Below are 18559 nucleotides of genomic sequence, written 5' to 3'. Positions count from 1 at the left end.
AAGGACCGCTATTTAAAGCAGAAAGAATTAGGGGAACTAACATTTCAATTGATATCCAAAGAACATGAGCAAAACGTGGAGGAACATCCTCGAATTAAAGTATTAGTAAGTGCTATCGACGCTTATAACCGGAAGATAGAAACGCTACAAACGCAGCACGATAAAAAATAAACCGTTTCCAATCATCTAATCAAAGATGGCAGCATGAACTTTGCAGAAAAAAGCAACGACCTTATAGACAAATATCTACAGGAAATAGGCAGCGTACCTCTTTTAACTCCGGATGAAGAAATTGACCTTGCCAAAAAAGTTAAAGACGGCGATGAGGTTGCGCTGGAAAAACTTACCAAGGCTAATTTGCGTTTTGTGGTTAGCGTAGCCAAACAATATCAAAACCAAGGTTTATCACTGAACGATCTGATTAACGAAGGTAATATAGGCCTTATCAAAGCGGCAAAACGTTTCGATGTCACGCGCGGATTCAAATTCATTTCGTATGCAGTTTGGTGGATTCGTCAATCGATTTTGCAGGCGCTGGCGGAGCAATCCCGTGTGGTTCGACTGCCGCTCAACAAGATCGGCACGCTGAATAAGATCGGCAAGGTATTCAGCGATCTCGAACAGGAATTTGAACGCGAACCCAGTTCGGATGAAATTGCAGATATGCTGGATATAACCGCGTTTGAAGTGACAAATACCATGCAGATGTCCGGACGTCACGTGTCGATGGATGAGCCGATGCACGATTCGGAAAACAATACCTTGATGGATGTGATTGAGAACGAACAGCAGGAACCGCCCGATCAGGATCTTTTGACCGAATCGCTTAGAATAGAAATTCAGCGTGCTCTGGAAACGCTTTCTGCGCGCGAAGCGGAAGTGGTTAAGCTCTATTTCGGGCTTGAAACGGATCACCCGATGACTCTGGAGGAGATCGGAGAACGATTTAATCTGACCCGTGAACGTGTTCGCCAAATTAAAGAAAAAGCCATCCGCCGACTGCGCCATGCATCCCGCAGCAATGTTCTGCGTCATTATTTAGGATAAAGTATAAATAACGTTTGATACCTACGCAATTTTTTGTTACTTTCACGCCCGTTAAAATATTGGAAATAGTTTTATTCCAAACAGACATTCTACAGGAGATTTTTTGATGAATATTATCGTATGTATGAAGCAAGTGCCGGACAGCGAGACGCGTGTGAAGACAACGCCGGATGGAAAATCGCTGGATCTGTCGGCCGTTAATTTTGTGATCAATCCACATGACGAATTTGCGATTGAAGAAGCCATTCGATTAAAAGAAAAATTCAGCGGCGAGGTGACCGTTTTAACATTAGGTCCTGAACGCGCTGAAAACGATGTTCGCAAAGCGCTGGCGATGGGCGCCGATAAAGCCGTTTTATTGAAAACCGATGCTAATTTTTCCGGGGATGTAGCGCATGCGCTTGCCGAACAGATCAAAACCATGCCGTATGATCTCTTACTATTCGGGAAACAGGCGATCGACGAGGACAGTTCACAAATGCCGCAATTGGTAGCGGAGATGCTTGATCTGCCTTGCGTGACGGTGGTCGTGAAATTGGACATAAATCAGGAATCGAAGGTTTGCACCGCAGAACGCGAGATCGAGGGCGGAAAAGAAATTGTCGAATTTTCTCTTCCCGCAGTTATCGGCACACAGAAGGGATTAAACGAGCCACGGTTGCCTAATCTAAAAGGTATCATGGCGGCGAAGAAGAAACCGCTCGAGAAAAAAGAGCCGGTTATTGCCGCGGCGACGACAGAGATTGTAGCGATCGAACTGCCTCCGGCAAGGCCGGCCGGGAAGATCGTCGGAAAGGGAGCCGACGCTGTTCCGGAATTGCTTCGTCTATTACATGAAGAAGCAAAAGTGATTTAAAATGATTAACCTAAAACTTTTGGAGATAGTATGTCAATTTTAGCATTTGCCGAACAACGAAACGGAGCGTTTCGCAAATCGGGTTTCGAAGTGGCCAGCGAAGCAAAACGTTTAGCTGATAAACTTGGTACATCCGCTGCCGCACTCGTAGTCGGATCCGGAATTGAAAAAATGGCCGCAGAATTGGGAAAATACGGTATAACCAAGGTCTATGTTATAGACGATGCCGGTCTTGATAAATATTCTACTGAAGGATATACCCAGGCGATCGAGGAAGCCGTAAAAAAAGAAAAGGCTACTATCGTTTTAATGCCGGCATCAGCAATGGGAAGAGACCTCGGACCTCGCGTTGCGGGAAGACTTAAGGCGGGTCTTGCAACCGATGTGACGCATTTTGATTCGGATGGCGGTAAACTTGTCATTACAAGACCGATGATGGCAGGAAAAGCTTTTCAAAAAATAACGATCAGTACACCACATCAGGTGATCAGCTTACGTCCCAATGTGTTTCGTATACAGGAAAATCCGGCGCAGGCCACCATTGAGAAACTTAATGTTGCCATCAAGCCTGCCCGCGTTAAGGTCAAAGAAATGGTCGTTGAATCCGGCAAAAAGATCGAGCTGACCGAAGCGGATATTATTGTGTCCGGCGGACGGGGATTAAAGGCGCCAGAACACTGGGAGATGATAGTTAAGTTAGCTGATGCGCTGGGCGCCGCTCACGGCGCATCACGCGCAGTGGTGGATGCCGGATGGCGTTCGCATGAGGAACAGGTTGGGCAAACGGGTAAAACGGTTAGCCCGCAGCTTTATATAGCAGTTGGAATTTCTGGCGCCATACAACACTTGGCCGGAATGTCCAGTTCCAAGTATATTGTAGCGATCAATAGCGACGCAGAAGCGCCGATATTTAAAATATCCGATTACGGCATTGTCGGCGATTTATTTGAAATACTTCCTGAGTTAACAAAACAGGTCGCACAGATGAAGGGTAAGTAAAACTTGTAAAAAGGCTCAAAATGTACTTGACAATTTTGAGCCTTTCCTTTACCTTTATACCGGTTGCTGCAATGTCTATAGCTACAAGTTAGGTTCACGTCTTAAACTCAATCCAAGTTAATTATTTTTAAGATCTAATAGCCTGAGAAAATTCTCCGCATATCTATCTTTTATCAAATATTCGTTCCATTAACCCCTATGTTAAAAATTTCTAATTGAACTTATTTTTAAACTAAAAAGACAAAGTCATGGCTGAAAGAATTGAAGAAAATACTGTTTCGTTTAATCTCGCAAATCTGAAAGATTTGAAAATATCCGAGTTGAACGATATTGCAAAGAATTTGAATATTGCCGGCGTCAGCGGCATGAAAAAGCAGGAACTAATATTTACCATTTTAGAGGAACAAACCAAAAAGGACGGTTTTATCTTCAGTGAAGGCGTTCTGGAAATACTTCCTGACGGATATGGATTCTTGAGATCGTCGCATTATAATTATCTGCCCAGTCCGGATGATATATATATTTCTCCTTCCCAGATCAAAAAATTTGGCCTCCGTACAGGTGATGTAGTCAGCGGACAGATACGCCCTCCGAAAGAAAGCGAACGGTTTTTTGCGTTACTGAGGGTAGAAGCGGTCAATTTTGAAAATCCTGAAGAAGCGAAAAATAAAATTCTCTTTGACAATTTAACGCCGATTTATCCCAAAGAACGGCTTGACGTCGAAACAAAAGATCCGAACAATTTTTCCATGCGCGTGATGAATCTGATGACGCCGATCGGAAAAGGGCAACGCGGTCTGATTGTTGCGCCGCCGCGAACCGGAAAAACCGTACTTCTAAAGAATATTGCCAATAGCATCACCGAGAACAATCCTGAAGTCCGGATGATCGTGCTGCTGATCGATGAACGTCCGGAGGAAGTTACCGATATGGAACGCTCCGTCAAAGCGGAGGTGTTGAGTTCTACATTTGACGAACCGCCAGAGCGGCATGTGCAGGTGGCGGATATCGTTCTTGAAAAAGCAAAACGCATGGTGGAGTGTGGTCATGACGTCGTGATCCTGCTTGATTCGATCACCCGTCTGGCCCGTGCGCATAACACTGTCGTGCCTCACAGCGGAAAAATCTTGTCCGGCGGCGTGGATTCCAATGCATTACATCGGCCGAAACGATTTTTCGGAGCCGCTCGTAAAGTAGAAGAGGGCGGAAGTTTGACCATCATCGCGACTGCGCTTATCGAGACGGGCAGCCGTATGGATGATGTAATCTTCGAAGAATTCAAAGGTACCGGCAATATGGAAATTATCCTGGATCGCCGCCTGTCCGATCGCCGTGTCTATCCCGCAATCGATATTAACCGTTCCGGTACGCGAAAAGAGGAACTATTGCTGGCGCAATTTGAATTGGGCCGTGTGTGGATCTTACGCAAACTGATCAACGATAAGACGCCTGTGGAAGCAATGGAGTTTATTCTTGATAAGATGCGCGGAACGCGTTCCAATAAACATTTCCTTGAATCTATGAATGGGTAAGCGTTATTTCTTCGTATGACCGAATGCTTAAAACAAGAAAATCCGTACATTGAGAGTACGGATTTTTTTATTACACATTTTGATTAAGAGCTTTTTAAATAACTCCGATTTTTCTGCCTTCCGTTTCCAATACCTCGAGAGCTTTATCGAGGTCAGCTTTCGAATGTTTGGCGCTGATCGTACATCGTAATCTTTCCTCGCCTTTGGCCACCGCCGGATAAACCATCGGAAGCATCAACACGCCATCTGCGAATAATTTTTTAGACAAATACATTGTTTTTTCACTATCGCCGATAATGATCGGTACGATCGGAGTCGCACTTTGACCGTAATTAAATCCTAGACGCTTGAGATGGTCTTTAAAATATTTTTCATTTTGCCGTAGGTTCTGTAAATGTTCGGGCTCCGTCTGAATAATATCGATGATCTTTGACACAGAAACAATATTGGATACTGGCGGTGCGGCGGAGAACATAAAACTCCGTGCTTTGTGTTTGATATGCGAGATAACGTCTTTTTGTCCTGTAACAAATCCGCCTACACAGCCCAAGGCTTTGCTGAACGTGCCCATTAATAGATCAATATGTTCTTCCAATCCAAAATGTTCTGCCGTTCCTCTTCCGGTTTTTCCGAGAACGCCGGTTCCGTGCGCATCATCAATGGCGATACAGGCGTCATATTTTTCGGCTATTTTCACAAATTCCGGAAGATGGCAGATGTCGCCGTCCATACTGTAGACGCCTTCGACGATAATAATTACGTTTTTGCCTTTGTTGGTGCTTGATTTCACAATCGAATCAAGGCTGCCCGGGTCGTTATGCCTGAAGTACCGGATCTGTCCGTCGAGCATTTTCGAAGAGCCGCGCGTCATATGCGTACCGACGGATAAAGCGCATCCGTCCAGTATGCAAGCATGGCTGAGTTTGTCAATCGCCAAAACAATGTTATCTTCAATCGAATCGTCCGCTTTCACAAGCAGGGCAGAAATGGATCCTAATAATGTCTGATATCCCGTTGTGAATACGATGCAGGATTCTTTACCTTTCCATGCGGCAATTTTTTCTTCTAATTTAACATGCTCAACGGTCGTTCCTACAACATAACGTGAACCGCACAATCCCGAACCGTAAATATCCAAAGCTTTTTTTGCCTCAGTGATCACCCGGGGGTCGTGCGTGAGGCCAAGATAATCGTTCGATGAAAAATTTACGAGGGTATTACCGCCAACCTTTATGTAGGTTCCGGTTTGTTCTAATTCTGTAAAATAGCTGTAAAGACCTTTGGCCTTAATATCGTCGACAAAATTTGCGAACGGTTTGCACTTTTCCACGAGCCAGGTGCTCATACGAATCTCCTGTTAATTGGTATCGAAAAACGTCAGGTGTGCAAATTAAAGAAATTTACATCAAAAAGTAAAGGGATTTTTATGTGCATTGGTGAAGGTTGGCCAACATATTTTCTCTTATAAATTTCGAATTTTTTTGAATTTAAAATGCAAAAAAAAGCAGCCGTGGATTACTCCTCGACTGCTTTACCCTGTCTTTTTCAGCCCTACAGGCTGGAGAGAGAAAGACAATAATTTACTTTTTCAATTTCGTATGATTACGAATGAATGTTGGGATATTTCGATCATCCAAATTATCCGTTCCTGTCATTTTCAATTTTTCATCGTCATCCTGCGCCGATGTTTCAATCTCAAATTCTTCATGTCGCTGAATCGCGGGTACTTCAAGGTTTTTGTAACGATTAGAACGTATATCCTGAAGATGTTCCGTATACTTAATAGTCCGTTTTGTTATGGACAACGGAGATGAAGAGTCTTCCCCCGCGTTTGCGGACACAGCATTTTTTGGATATCGATGACGGTTTAGGCCGGCCGCGATCACGGTTACGTGTACTTCATTCTTTAAGTTTTCATCCACGCCGTAACCCCAGATAACATCGGCATCTTCACCGGCAACACCCGTTATGAGATTGGAAATCTGATCAACTTCTTCTGTTGTAAAATCCATCGGGCAGGTCAGATTTAACAGAATACCGGTGGCGCCTTCGATGCTGGTCTCTTCCAACAGAGGGCTATTAATCGCTTGTTTGACGGCTTCTTCGCCTCGCCTTTCGCCAGTTCCAATGCCCATACCCATGATGGCATCGCCGGCGCCGCTCATTATTTTTTTCACGTCGGCAAAATCCACATTCACGTAACCGGCGTTGGATATCAGGTCGGCAATACCTTTGGTCGCACGGTATAATACATCATCGGCCGCTTTAAAAGCCTGTATAAATGGAGTATTTTTTGGCATGACCATAAGAAGTTTCTCATTGGGAATAACAATTAACGTATCAACCATCTCGCGCAATTCCTCCACACCGATCATGGCCTGTTTCATCCGTTTGCCTTTTTCGAAATTAAACGGCTTTGTCACAATACCAATGGTCAGAGCGCCCATGCTTTTCGCAACTTCCGCAATGATCGGCGCGGCGCCTGTTCCCGTGCCGCCGCCCATGCCGCACGTGATGAATACCAGATCGGAGCCCTCCAACACGCTTTTTACCTGATCGATATCCTCTTCTGCTGCGCGTTTACCAATATCAGGATTTGCGCCCGCACCAAGTCCGCGCGTCAAAGTTCTCCCGATTTGAATTTTATGCTGCGCTTTATTTGATTCCAGCGCCTGCATATCCGTATTGATGGCGATAAATTCCACGCCATTCAGGCTGGAACTGATCATAGTATTCACCGCGTTGCAGCCACCGCCGCCAATACCTACGATGCGCATCTTGGCACCGTATTCTCTAGCTTCATCGTATGTGATCATAACTCCTCCGAGTTTTATTAATTAGCCGTTTAATTTTCATGATTTGTTATTGATTAAAAGAATTCATCCAGCCATTTTTTCATACGATCGGTGATCTTCCCGTATAATTTGCCCTGGTATTCTCCGGTTAACGATTGTTCGTTAAGCGCATCGGTATGAGAAGCGCGTTGTTCGCCTGTATCCTCGTCGGACGGTTCATCTACGTTTTCAAAATCTTCATGAACCTGTAATTTATTTTTTTGAATTCCATAATGAATAAGACCGATACCGGTCGCATAGATCGGGTTGCTTGCCGCGTCCATGAGGCCGCCAAAGCCCCGCGGGTAACCAATTCGTACCGGCATCTTGAATATTTCCATAGCAAGTTCAACGGAGCCCTCCAGTAATGAACCCCCGCCGGTTAACACAACGCCTGCATTCATCAGGTTGTACATTTTATTGTTTTGCATGCTGTAGAGCACCAGATTAAAGATTTCATCCATGCGCGCTTCCACGATTTTTGCGAGATATTTTTTCTGAATTTGTCTCGGCGCCCGCCCGCCGACAACCGGAATTTCGATCATTTCGGATTCATCTACCAAAGACCCCATCGCGCAACCGTACGTCTTCTTAAGTTCTTCGGCTTTGTCGTAAGGTGTTTTTAAGCAAATGGAAATATCATTGCTCACCTGCTGTCCTGCCAGCCCGAGCATATCGGTCGCACGAATACTGCCGTCAAAAAACATTGCGATATCCGTAGTGCCGCCGCCGATGTCGATCAACGTGACCCCCAGTTCCTGTTCCTCGCGGTCAAGCACCGCGTAGCTTGATGCAAGGGGCTCCAGTACAAGATCTTTCACTTTATAGCCCGCACGGGTAACGCAGCGAAAAATATTTTGTGCCGAAGCGACGGCGCCCGTTACCACATGCGCTTCCACTTCCAATCTTGTACCGGTCAATCCGATTGGATTACGAATTCCCTCCTGTGTATCAACGATAAATTCCTGAGGTATGACGTGAATGATCTCGCGGTCCATCGGCATCGTGATCGCTTTGGCTGCATCGATCGCGCGGCGGACATCGTCTTCCGTTATCTCATGATCGTCGCGTCCGACCGCGACAACGGCATGACTGTTAATACCGCGAACATGATCGCCGGCGATACCGACGTACACGGAATCCACGGTGACTCCGGCCATCAGTTCAGCCTGGTTGATCGCTTTTCTGATCGATTCGACCGTATGTTCAATGTTGACAACCATGCCGCGTTTTAATCCGACCGACGGATAATTTCCGACTCCGATCAGATTAATTTCTTTGCCGTTCAGTACGGCAATAAGAGCGGCAATTTTTGTGGTTCCAATATCCAAACCAACCACAATATTATTTTCCATGAGGCACCTTTACCTGAAGTTTGAATTAATTTTTAATTAGAATTTGTCCTTCATAACGCAGATCCATTACTTTGATCTTATCGGTATTTTCATTTTGTTTGAAATACGGAATAGCCGTTCCAAGATAAATCACGGAACGGTCCAGATTTTCATCGTCAATTTTAACGGTCGCATGGATCGTATTGAGATAAACCAGCATATCGTCTTTTTTGATGTTAATCTCGGAAATCTCATAATACACCGACTCGTCAAGTAGTTTTGCTTTTTCCAGGAACCGCAAAGCGAGTTGCAACTGATTGGAGTTAAGTTTTTTTCCGGGTGTCGCGAGAGCATTGATACCGGAAATGATCGGTAGATTGTAGATCATTTTTGCCTTGAGCCTGGGCAAAACAATACCGTTATTATCCACAGCATAGAGCTCATCCAATAGAACAAAAGCAAACGGCTGGCGTTCCGTCACATTGATAACAATACTGGATGGATAATTGCGGCTGACCACCACGGTTTTAAAAATTGGGTTTGTTTTAATGCGTTCTGCGGTCTTCGCCACATCGACTTCCGCCAGACGTACGCCCATGTCGAGATCAGCCAATTTTAGAATGTCGTTCTTATTACTCATCATGCTACCTTGAACAAAAACATTCTTGAGAGTAAATAAAGAGGAATTGATAACCCAATCCTGCCAATTCCACAACAAAAGAACAGAAAACGATAACATGACCACCGTTGCAATTTTCAGAATACGCTTATGGTGCTCATTTCTCCGGAGTTCGGCTTCTTCTTCGAATATTTTTTCTTCATAGGTTTTCTTTTGGGATTCATTCAAATAAAATCCATCGGAGAAATCACGGTTGATGATCTGGTTTTCCCGATCCTCTGTTCGTGCTTCAGCGGGGCTCCGTTCTTCTTCTATGGGCTCCTGGGTATGAAGCGCGATTTCCTCCCGTTCATCCATTTCGTTTTTCAACTCGGGAACGTGAAATTCGTTTACCCTGCTGCCTGTCGTATCTTGTTGAGCAGTGATAACGTCATCCAATGAGCTCATCAGTATAGGGTTCTGAAATCCCCTCGTCACGGTGATGGTGCCGAACGGGAGCGGCGGCTCGGTTTGCTCCGACATATGAGGAGCGGGAGTCAGAACCTCCTCCTGCACGAACAGATCAACCTGTGTTGTAATTCGTTTTTTTCGAATCATGATTATATCAGATTTTTAAGTTCATCCTGAGAAAACCCAACTAATTTAACTTCTAATTCCAACGCAACGCCGAAACGTTTGAATACAGTTTCTTTGATTTTTTTTATGATTTGTAACACATCCATCGCTCGGGCGCCGCCCTCGTTAACAATAAAATTTGCGTGCTTCGTTGAAACAGAGGCCTGCCCTATTCTTAAGCCTTTCAACCCGCATTGGTCGATCAGGCGCGCCGCATGATCGTTTATTGGATTTTTGAACACACTGCCGGAACTCGGTAAATTAATAGGCTGTGTCAGTTGTCTTTTCTTCATAAATTCCTTGCGTCGTTCGGATAATTTTTCCTCATCCGTGTATTCCAACTGCATGTTTCCTGACAGAATCACTATGGACGGGTCGTCAAATGTTTTCACATGACGATATCCGAATTCGATTTGGCCCTTTTGCAGCGTTGCAGTTGAGCCGTGTTTCATCACAGTGACAGCGGTTAAAACGTCGAACATCTCTTTGCCATGACAACCGGCGTTCATTTTGATTGCTCCGCCAACCGATCCTGGAATTCCTGCGAACATCTCCATTCCGCCGAGGCCGAGTTTTTCACATTCTAAAACGAGTTTAGGCATGTAAACGCCAGCGCCGGCCGTGACGATCGATTTCTCTATTTTTGTGAAAGAACATGCTTTTGATACATCAATAACAAAACCTCTTATGCCGTTATCGCCGATCAGAAGATTACTACCTTTGCCATGAATGAAGTAGTCGTACCGGTTTTTTTCACAGTAGCCAATAAGTCCTTTTAAGTTGTCAATATCCTCCGGTATACAATAAAAATCACAGGGCCCGCCGATTTGATACCAGGTATGTCGCGATAAAGGTTCGTTTTCAAAAACATCGCCTTTAAAAATTTGTTTTATGTCATCTGTATTTTGCACGATCTATTATGCCGTTTGTTTGGACACTACCGATCGGCCCACATCAGTTATATCGCCTGCTCCCATGGTAATGACCAGATCGCCTTCCCGCGATATACTTAGAATTTTTTTAGCCAATTTATTTTTATCCTGTACATACAGTACCCGTTTATGCTGCTTCTTTGTTTCTTCAAAAAGGCTTTGCCCGCTAATACCTTTTATCGGTTCCTCTCGCGCCGCGTAAATATCGGTGAGCACAACGTCATCGGCATCTGTAAAAGACCGTGCAAAATCGTTAAGGTAATCGCGCGTGCGCGTAAACAGATGCGGTTGAAACACTGCAACAATTCGTTTTTTCGGCCATCCCTGTCTTGCTCCTTTGAGTGTTGCCTGTATCTCGGTCGGATGATGCGCATAATCGTCGATCCATGTTACGCCGTTTATCGTTCCGAGTATTTCAAACCGTCTTGCAGTTCCTTCAAATTGCTCAAGACTTTTTGCAATAGTACTGAAAGGAATATTTAAATCATGGCCTATGGCAAAACATGCCAGCGCGTTTTTTACATTATGACTGCCGCTGAGATTCAATGTGGCCGTCCCTAAAAGTTTATGATTATTCAATACATCAAATGTCTGCTTATTAGATATTTGTATTACATTAGCCGCACTTATATCTGCTTTTGTTGATAGCCCAAAGGTTTTAATCCGCCTTGATATTTTAGAAATAATTTCCGAGGCATTCGCGTCATCTATGTTAACCCATACACTGCCGAAAATCGAAGTTTGATTGGCAAACTGCGCAAATGTTTGTTTTATATCATCAAGATCATGGTAACAGTCCAGGTGGTCCGATTCGATATTGTTGATCACCGATATCCATGGATGCAGTTCAAGAAACGAGCGGTCATACTCATCGGCTTCTACAACCACGTAGTCACCGTCACCCAATTTTGCGTTGGTTTTTAATTCCTTCATTATTCCGCCGGCAAAAATTGTCGGATGTAACTCCGCATGTTCCAACATCATTCCTATCATAGCCGTCGTCGTCGTTTTTCCATGCGTGCCGCTGATGGCGATACCTTTCTTCATCCTGACGAATTCGCCTAATAATGCTGCGCGCTTAATAACCGGAATGTTTCGCCGATTTGCTTCGATCAGTTCAGGATTCTCTGAATTGGCCGCCGCCGTATAGACCAGTAAATCGCAGTCGACATGTTTAGCATCGTGCCCGATATGACAAACGATACCGAGCGACTTCAGTCGTTCAATGATGCCGCCGGGTGAGCGATCCGAGCCGGTAACAGTATATCCCTGCCCATGCAGGATTTCTGCAAGCCCGCTCATTCCGATTCCTCCGATTCCGACAAAATGAATTTTTTTAATATCGATCATCAAATTCCTAAAAGTAATTTCATGCTGTCTATAATTTTTTTTGCAGCGTCCGGCTGACGCATCGCGAAACTGTTTTGCCGCATTCTTTTGAGTTTATCAGGGCTTTTCAATAATTCGAATAACACCGGCTTCAATTCTTGTTTCAATTCCGAGTTTAGAATCAACACGGCTGCGTTGCGATCAGCCAGTGAATTGGCATTGTATGCCTGATGATTTTCAGCCGCATGCGGATAGGGGACCAGCACGGCAGGAATTCCAATCATCGTGATCTCGGACAATGTCATAGCGCCTGCGCGGCACAACACCAGATCCGCGCATGAATACGCTGCGGACATATTGTCAATAAATTTCAAAACCTTCACGTGATCGTGACGGACTTTACGTACGATGCCGTCATAATCGTTTTTTCCGGATTGCCAAAGAACATTGATATCATTGTGTTGAATCAACTCCTCTACTATATCCAAAAGCGCCAGATTGATCGAATGGGCGCCAAGGCTTCCGCCGACAACCAACAACGTCTTATTGTTGGGATGTATTTCAAAAAAACGGGCCGCTTCCTGGCGGTCTATCTTCTGAAGCCCTTTCCGAATCGGATTGCCGCTGACCTTCAGTTTATCTGTCTTTCCAAAAAAATGAGCAGCGTCCTCGTAGTTCAAGTGCACTTCGTCGGCATATTTTGAAAGAAACAAAGTCGTGCGTCCGGGACGGCTATTTTGTTCCTGAAGCAAAATTTTTATTCCCATTTTTGCCGCCAACCATACGACCGGCGCTGTCACGTATCCTCCACAGCCGATCACAATAGCCGGCTTGAAACGCCGAAGAATCAGGAGCGATTGCATCATGCCAAAGAACAATTTGAAAGGCATCAGGATATTTCGAATAACATCTATCGGAGAAAAACTTCGAACTAACCCGCTCATAGTGATCGTCTTCAGTCGAAACCCGGCTTGCGGAATCACCCGGTCCTCTAAGCCGCGATTGGTGCCGATAAATAATATGTCTGCGTCGGGCAACTGATTCCGTATTTCTTCACCTAAAGCAAGCGCCGGGAATACGTGGCCGCCGGTTCCGCCTGCCGCAATAATGACGCGTACATTTTCCATCTTACTCCGACAAGTCTATCCCAACTATACTCGAACGCGATCCGGTCCGTTTTGTTTGGACTGGTTCAAAATTCATTTTCTTTTCTGCAGGTATTATGGTCTGCTGCGTCGTATCGTCTACATTAAAATTCATCGTAAAACTATTCGACATTTTTTCTTTTGTTGTACGTTTTAAAGCTTCTTCTTTGGAAACGGTCTGCGTTGAAATATTCAGTAATACGCCCACCGTAAAACAGGTGAACAGCAGGGATGAACCGCCGTAACTGATAAAGGGCATCGGTAACCCGGTAGTCGGAAATATTCCGGTAGCCACACCGGCATTAATAAGCGCATAAACAACGATGCTGACGGTAATGCCCGCGCCAACGTAAAACCCGTATAGATCGGGCGCCGTCCTCGCAATTTTCATTGCACGAAATAGAAATATTACGAATAAGATCAAAACGAATACTGCCCCGATAAATCCCAGTTCTTCACCGATGATTGAATAAATAAAGTCGGTAAAAGGTTCAGGCAGAAACAGAAATTTTTGTTTTCCCTGGCCGACGCCGGTTCCGGTAAGCCCTCCGTTAGCAAAACTGATCAATGATTGTTTGATCTGATACCCGCTGCCCTGCGCGTCGATCGTCGGATCCAGAAATGTCGTAATACGCGCCCGTCGATAAGGACTTAAGATGACCACGGCTATTGCGGTTGGAATGGTTACCAGCGCCATCACGCCTAAATGCCGGATACGCATGCCGCCAATAAAAAGTATGGCCAGCACAATCAGCATCAAAACTGCCGCGGTACTGAAATTAGGTTGAATCAAGATCATAAAGCAAAAAGCTCCCGCCATGATCAGAGGCGGAAGAAGTCCGTTTTGAAAATCGCGTATACGCTCGCCCTTCTTGTCGAGATAGGCGGCGAGATAAAAAATAATGGCCAATTTTGCAATCTCCGACGGCTGAATGCCGAATCCACCCAACTGCAGCCAGCGGGCGGCACCCTTGATCTGTCCGAGGCCAAGCACAATAACCAGCATTATAAAGGATATCAAAACCAGTAACATCGTTTTGCTTCGATATTTGTGGTAATCGTATTTGGTGGCAAACACCAAAATAATAAACCCAAGGATCACACGAATAAACTGCTGTTTGAGAAAATGCGAACTGCTGCCGAACTTGTCCAGCGCGATGACGTTACTTGCGCTATAGACCATGACGACCCCCATCGTAAGCAGAGTCAGAACCACAAGCAGAAGCGGTTTATCGATCGTGTGTTTTTTAACCGATGTGTCGATCATAATCTTTTTAATTCAGTTGAAATATTTCTTGTTTAAATTGATTGCCTCGATCTTCGTAATTTTTGAACATATCGTAACTCGAACAAGCGGGGGACAACAGGATCACATCGCCGTTGGTCGCCCTTTCAAATGATTTCCGAACCGCTTCATGCATTGATTTTGCACGAACCGCCGGAACAATGCCGTCCATATCTTTTTCGATCAAGGGCGCCGCTTCGCCTATTAAGACCAGACACTTCACTTTTTGTTTGGTCAATTCCCGTAACGGCGTATAAGGAGATCCTTTATGTTTTCCGCCGGCAATCAGGATAATCTTTTCTGCTGTGAAACTTTCTAACGCAACATAAGTGGAATCCACGTTGGTTGCTTTTGAATCATTATAGAATCGGACGCCGCGAATTTCTTTTACAAATTCCAGGCGATGATCAACTCCTCTAAATTCATGTAATGTTCGCTGAATTGTCGGAACGGGTATATGTATCAGCCGCGCGGCAAGAATCGCCGCCATTGCATTGTAGATATTGTGTTTTCCGATTATACCAATCCGATCCGTTGTAATCACTTCTTCTTCCTTTTCCAGTTGACACATAATGCGGCCGCCATCCAAATAACAGCCGTTAGAAAGTTTTCGGCTCAGGCTAAACGGGACTTTTGTGCCGCCCAGCCCTGCAATTATATTTTTCACATTGCCGTCATCGTCATTGTATATAAGGTAATCGGCGGCGTCTTGCATCTCGAAGGTCTTTCGCTTAGCTCTGTAATATTCATCCACCGAAGAATAACGATCCATATGATCCGGCGATAAATTCAGCAGTATGCCGACTTTCGGTTTGAAAGTGGTAAGCCGTTCAGCCTGAAAACTGCTGATTTCCAAAACGGCAATTCCGTTTTCAGAATTGGATTCTGCAACGTCCGACAGCGGCGTTCCAATGTTTCCTGCAACGATCGTGTTCAGGCCTGACTTTTTGCAAATTTCACCGATCAGCGTCGTTGTTGTTGTTTTGCCGTTGCTTCCTGTAACAGCGATGACCGGTGATCTCAGGAACCGTGACGCGATCTCGATCTCGCTGTAAACAGGTATCTTAAGTACAGCTAATTTTCTTAAGATCGGTATGTCGCTCGGAACGCCGGGACTGACTACCACCCAATCCGCTTGTAACGCCCTATCCGAATGTCCGCCGAATTCGCATTCCAGTTTTTCATTTTGTAAAAGAACATATTCTTTGGATTTCTGTTCTTGCGGCGCAAACTCACTCAGAAAAACACGCGCCCCGTTTCGCTTCAGAAGCCTGGCGGCTGCAATGCCGCTCAATGCGGCGCCGATTACAGAAATATTTTTATTAAGAACATCCAAGGCCGAATCCGTTATCTTACCTTAAAGGTTGTCAATGTCAAAAGTGCGCACAGAATCGCCATGATCCAGAATCGGGTTACGACTTTTGTCTCATGCCAGCCTTTAAGCTCATAATGATGATGAAGCGGCGCCATCAGAAAAATGCGTTTGCCTTCGCCGGTTTTCTTCTTTGTGTATTTAAAATATGCGACCTGCAAAATGACGGAGAGGTTTTCAGCGACAAACACGGCGCCGATGATCGGCAGCAGCAATTCTTTTTTGATTAGTATGGCAAGCGTTCCCAAAGAGGCGCCCAGAGCCAATGCGCCCGTGTCGCCCATGAATACCTGTGCGGGATATGAGTTATACCACAAAAACCCCAGGCCGGCGCCGACCATGGCTGTGCAAAAGATGGTCAGTTCGCTGCTTTGCTGAATATAAATAATATTAAGATAATCGCTGAATAGCACATTGCCGGTTACGTAACACATCACGGCAAAAGCAGTGACCGCGATCGAAACTACTCCGATGGCTAAACCGTCCAGGCCATCGGTTAGGTTAACGGCGTTTGACATTGCTGTAATAACGAAGACCACAAAGGGTATATAAAGATATCCGAAATCGAGATTCAGATTTTTGACAAAAGGAATCGTAGTTACGGTCGCTATCTTTTCAAATTCCGGAGAGAAATACATAACCGAACCGATCATCACCCCCAGCATGATCTGCCCCATGGTTTTATAACGGGCTATCAATCCTTTTTTCATTTTTTTAATGACTTTGAGGTAGTCGTCAATGAAACCGACCATACCCATCCACAAAGTAGACGCGAGTATAAGCAAAACGTACGTATTAGAAAGGTCCGCCCACAAGAGAGTCGGAATGATCACCGATGCCAGAATGATAAGTCCGCCCATGGTTGGAGTTCCTGATTTTGACAGATGCGATTGCGGCCCATCGTCGCGAATTTCTTCGCCGATCTGCGCTTCTTTAAGTTTACGGATGATGTACGGGCCGACAAATAAACTGATCGCCAGAGCCGTAACAGCCGCCATCGCGGATCGAAAAGTGATATACCTGAACAGGTTAGCGCCGCTGATGTGGTAATCCCCAAATATTTGATACAGGTAATAAAACACGTGAACCTCTTAATTTATGAAATCAGTTCGTTGACAACCTCTTCCATCTCCATACCGCGCGAGCCTTTGATGAGAACAACATCGCCGGGTTTAATAAATTTCTTAAGTTCGGCCGCCATTTCTTTTTTTTTTTCATAATAAAAATTACCGGATATCGTTTCCGCGCGCTCATGAATAATTTTTGATGCTGTGCCGGTTGTGAACAAAGCGTCCGGTTTTTTTTTTAAGATATAATCGCCGATTTTAGCGTGTTCCTCCGTACTGATTGAGCCGAGCTCCAGCATGTCCGATAATGCCGCAACCGCTCTACCTCTGCGCTTAATCGTCATCAGCGTATCCAGCGCAGCGCGCATGGATTCCGGGTTTGCATTATACGTATCGTCCAAAACGGTGATGTCGTTGTAGCGGCGAATGCCCATCCGATTTGATGGGGAACGGTAATTCTCCAGCGCTGAAACGATGTCCGCCTCATCAATACCGAGTGAGAAACCTATGGATGCGGCAATGAGCGCATTATTGGCATGATGAAGGCCCGAGATCTCCAGTTGAAAATCGAAAGAGTGTCCCTCAGGCGCATGAATTCTAATCCTGGCGCATGCGAGTTCGTTCAATGAAATAATTTCTGCGCGATAATCCGCTTCATTATTGATTGCAAAAGTTACCAATCCTTTGGTTTGTTTTGAATGGGCACGCAGGCGCGCATCGCCGATATTTACAAACCGGACGCCGTCCGCCGTGAGATAGTCGAATAATTCGCCTTTGGTTTCCGAGATGGCCTCGATGCTGCCGAATGACTTGATGTGGGCTGTTCCGATATTAGTAATAACGCCGCTGTCCGGTTGCGCCATATCGCATAAAAAAGCAATGTCGCCCTTTTTGTCGGCGCCCATTTCAATAACCGCCGCTTGGGTGTCTTGCTCGATCTTGAGCAGGGTTAACGGAACGCCGATCTCATTATTCAGGTTTCCCTGAGTTGCAACGGTTCTGAAATTTTTTGATAACACCGCGTGAGTCATTTCTTTGCACGTTGTTTTTCCGTTGGTTCCTGTAATTGCGATCACGGATGCTTCGCTTCGCTGTCGATGAAGCCTGGCCAGGTTTTGCAGTGCAAGTAGAGGATCGCCCGCTACAACAAATTTCTCTCCTGAGAAGTTTGACCCATTTTGCATAAACCAGTTTTCAGAAACGACGCATGCAGCGGCGCCTTTTTGGAAAACGTCTCTCACATAACCGTGGCCGTCAAACCGCTCGCCCGATAATGCAAAAAATAAATTGCCCGCTTCCAAACTGCGGCTATCCGTGGAAACGCCATTCGCCGTCCATGCCTGCGTCATATTTTGTGTGCGGCCGATCTTCCCGCAATCTTTATAAGAAAAACGCGACATCCTGACTCCACATCGTGACCGAAAGATTATTACGGTTTGTTTTCATTTGTTTCTTTTTCAGAAGCACCAATTCCTGCGTTAGGTCTGAAACCCCTGTCACCGTCATATGATCGTTCTTCGCGGACATTGACAGGCTGTTTTCAGGATCAAAATGCACGAATCCCATCGGCATCAGTCCATTTCGTTTAACCAT

Annotated in this window: 16 protein-coding genes; 4 read left to right on the top strand and 12 right to left on the bottom strand. The window is 45.2% G+C overall.

Annotated elements, in window-relative coordinates; genetic code table 11:
* Window positions 1-204 precede the first annotated feature (204 nt).
* From F9K33_09095 to F9K33_09080, 4 genes are all read left to right on the top strand, one after another.
* Window positions 205-1047: a sigma-70 family RNA polymerase sigma factor gene (locus F9K33_09095; GenBank protein KAB2879549.1), complete on the top strand. Its 843-nt coding sequence runs from the start codon at window positions 205-207 to the stop codon at window positions 1045-1047.
* 106 nt (window positions 1048-1153) lie between these two features.
* Window positions 1154-1903 carry an electron transfer flavoprotein subunit beta/FixA family protein gene (locus F9K33_09090; GenBank protein KAB2879548.1) on the top strand — a complete coding sequence of 250 codons (750 nt, stop codon included), beginning with the start codon at window positions 1154-1156 and terminating at the stop codon, window positions 1901-1903.
* A 30-nt stretch (window positions 1904-1933) separates the two neighbouring features.
* Complete coding sequence (locus F9K33_09085) at window positions 1934-2902, top strand: electron transfer flavoprotein subunit alpha/FixB family protein (protein KAB2879547.1); 969 nt, start codon at window positions 1934-1936, stop codon at window positions 2900-2902.
* 248 nt (window positions 2903-3150) lie between these two features.
* A complete protein-coding gene (locus F9K33_09080) occupies window positions 3151-4434 on the top strand; it encodes a transcription termination factor Rho (GenBank protein KAB2879546.1) in 1284 nt (427 codons plus the stop codon).
* Between the two features lie 94 nt (window positions 4435-4528).
* Here the strand turns inward: F9K33_09080 and F9K33_09075 are convergent, their stop codons facing one another.
* The 12 genes from F9K33_09075 to F9K33_09020 all read right to left on the bottom strand — a co-directional run bounded on the left by F9K33_09075 (window position 4529) and on the right by F9K33_09020 (window position 18559).
* Window positions 4529-5779, bottom strand: a complete 1251-nt coding sequence (locus F9K33_09075; GenBank protein ID KAB2879545.1) for a pyridoxal phosphate-dependent aminotransferase family protein — start codon at window positions 5777-5779, stop codon at window positions 4529-4531.
* Window positions 5780-6014: 235 nt separating this feature from the next.
* Window positions 6015-7250 (bottom strand): cell division protein FtsZ, encoded by a 1236-nt coding sequence (gene ftsZ, locus F9K33_09070; GenBank protein ID KAB2879544.1) that lies wholly within the window; start codon window positions 7248-7250, stop codon window positions 6015-6017.
* 53 nt (window positions 7251-7303) lie between these two features.
* Window positions 7304-8623, bottom strand: coding sequence for a cell division protein FtsA (ftsA, locus tag F9K33_09065; GenBank protein ID KAB2879543.1), 1320 nt, complete (start codon window positions 8621-8623; stop codon window positions 7304-7306).
* Between the two features lie 25 nt (window positions 8624-8648).
* Window positions 8649-9818, bottom strand: coding sequence for an FtsQ-type POTRA domain-containing protein (locus F9K33_09060; protein KAB2879542.1), 1170 nt, complete (start codon window positions 9816-9818; stop codon window positions 8649-8651).
* Window positions 9819-9820: 2 nt separating this feature from the next.
* A complete protein-coding gene (murB, locus tag F9K33_09055; GenBank protein KAB2879541.1) occupies window positions 9821-10750 on the bottom strand; it encodes a UDP-N-acetylmuramate dehydrogenase in 930 nt (309 codons plus the stop codon).
* A gap of 3 nt (window positions 10751-10753) precedes the next feature.
* Window positions 10754-12121: a UDP-N-acetylmuramate--L-alanine ligase gene (locus F9K33_09050; protein ID KAB2879540.1), complete on the bottom strand. Its 1368-nt coding sequence runs from the start codon at window positions 12119-12121 to the stop codon at window positions 10754-10756.
* The gene (gene murG, locus F9K33_09045; protein ID KAB2879539.1) at window positions 12118-13224 is read right to left on the bottom strand and encodes an undecaprenyldiphospho-muramoylpentapeptide beta-N-acetylglucosaminyltransferase; all 1107 of its coding nucleotides are present in this window, start codon (window positions 13222-13224) and stop codon (window positions 12118-12120) included. Before murG ends, F9K33_09050 begins: the two co-directional genes overlap by 4 nt.
* A gap of 1 nt (window position 13225) precedes the next feature.
* Window positions 13226-14509 (bottom strand): putative lipid II flippase FtsW, encoded by a 1284-nt coding sequence (gene ftsW, locus F9K33_09040; protein ID KAB2879538.1) that lies wholly within the window; start codon window positions 14507-14509, stop codon window positions 13226-13228.
* A 7-nt stretch (window positions 14510-14516) separates the two neighbouring features.
* Window positions 14517-15878 carry a UDP-N-acetylmuramoyl-L-alanine--D-glutamate ligase gene (locus F9K33_09035; protein ID KAB2879537.1) on the bottom strand — a complete coding sequence of 454 codons (1362 nt, stop codon included), beginning with the start codon at window positions 15876-15878 and terminating at the stop codon, window positions 14517-14519.
* A complete protein-coding gene (locus F9K33_09030; GenBank protein ID KAB2879536.1) occupies window positions 15875-16981 on the bottom strand; it encodes a phospho-N-acetylmuramoyl-pentapeptide-transferase in 1107 nt (368 codons plus the stop codon). Before F9K33_09030 ends, F9K33_09035 begins: the two co-directional genes overlap by 4 nt.
* A gap of 14 nt (window positions 16982-16995) precedes the next feature.
* Window positions 16996-18366, bottom strand: coding sequence for a UDP-N-acetylmuramoyl-tripeptide--D-alanyl-D-alanine ligase (locus tag F9K33_09025; GenBank protein ID KAB2879535.1), 1371 nt, complete (start codon window positions 18364-18366; stop codon window positions 16996-16998).
* On the bottom strand, window positions 18347-18559 hold the full coding sequence (locus F9K33_09020; GenBank protein KAB2879534.1) for a hypothetical protein: 213 nt from the start codon (window positions 18557-18559) through the stop codon (window positions 18347-18349). Before F9K33_09020 ends, F9K33_09025 begins: the two co-directional genes overlap by 20 nt.

This window comes from bacterium, from assembly GCA_008933615.1.
In the GTDB taxonomy this organism is placed as follows: domain Bacteria; phylum CLD3; class CLD3; order SB21; family SB21; genus SB21.
The sequence above is the reverse complement of the archived record's forward strand: the minus strand, read 5'-3'. Positions and strand labels throughout refer to the sequence as shown.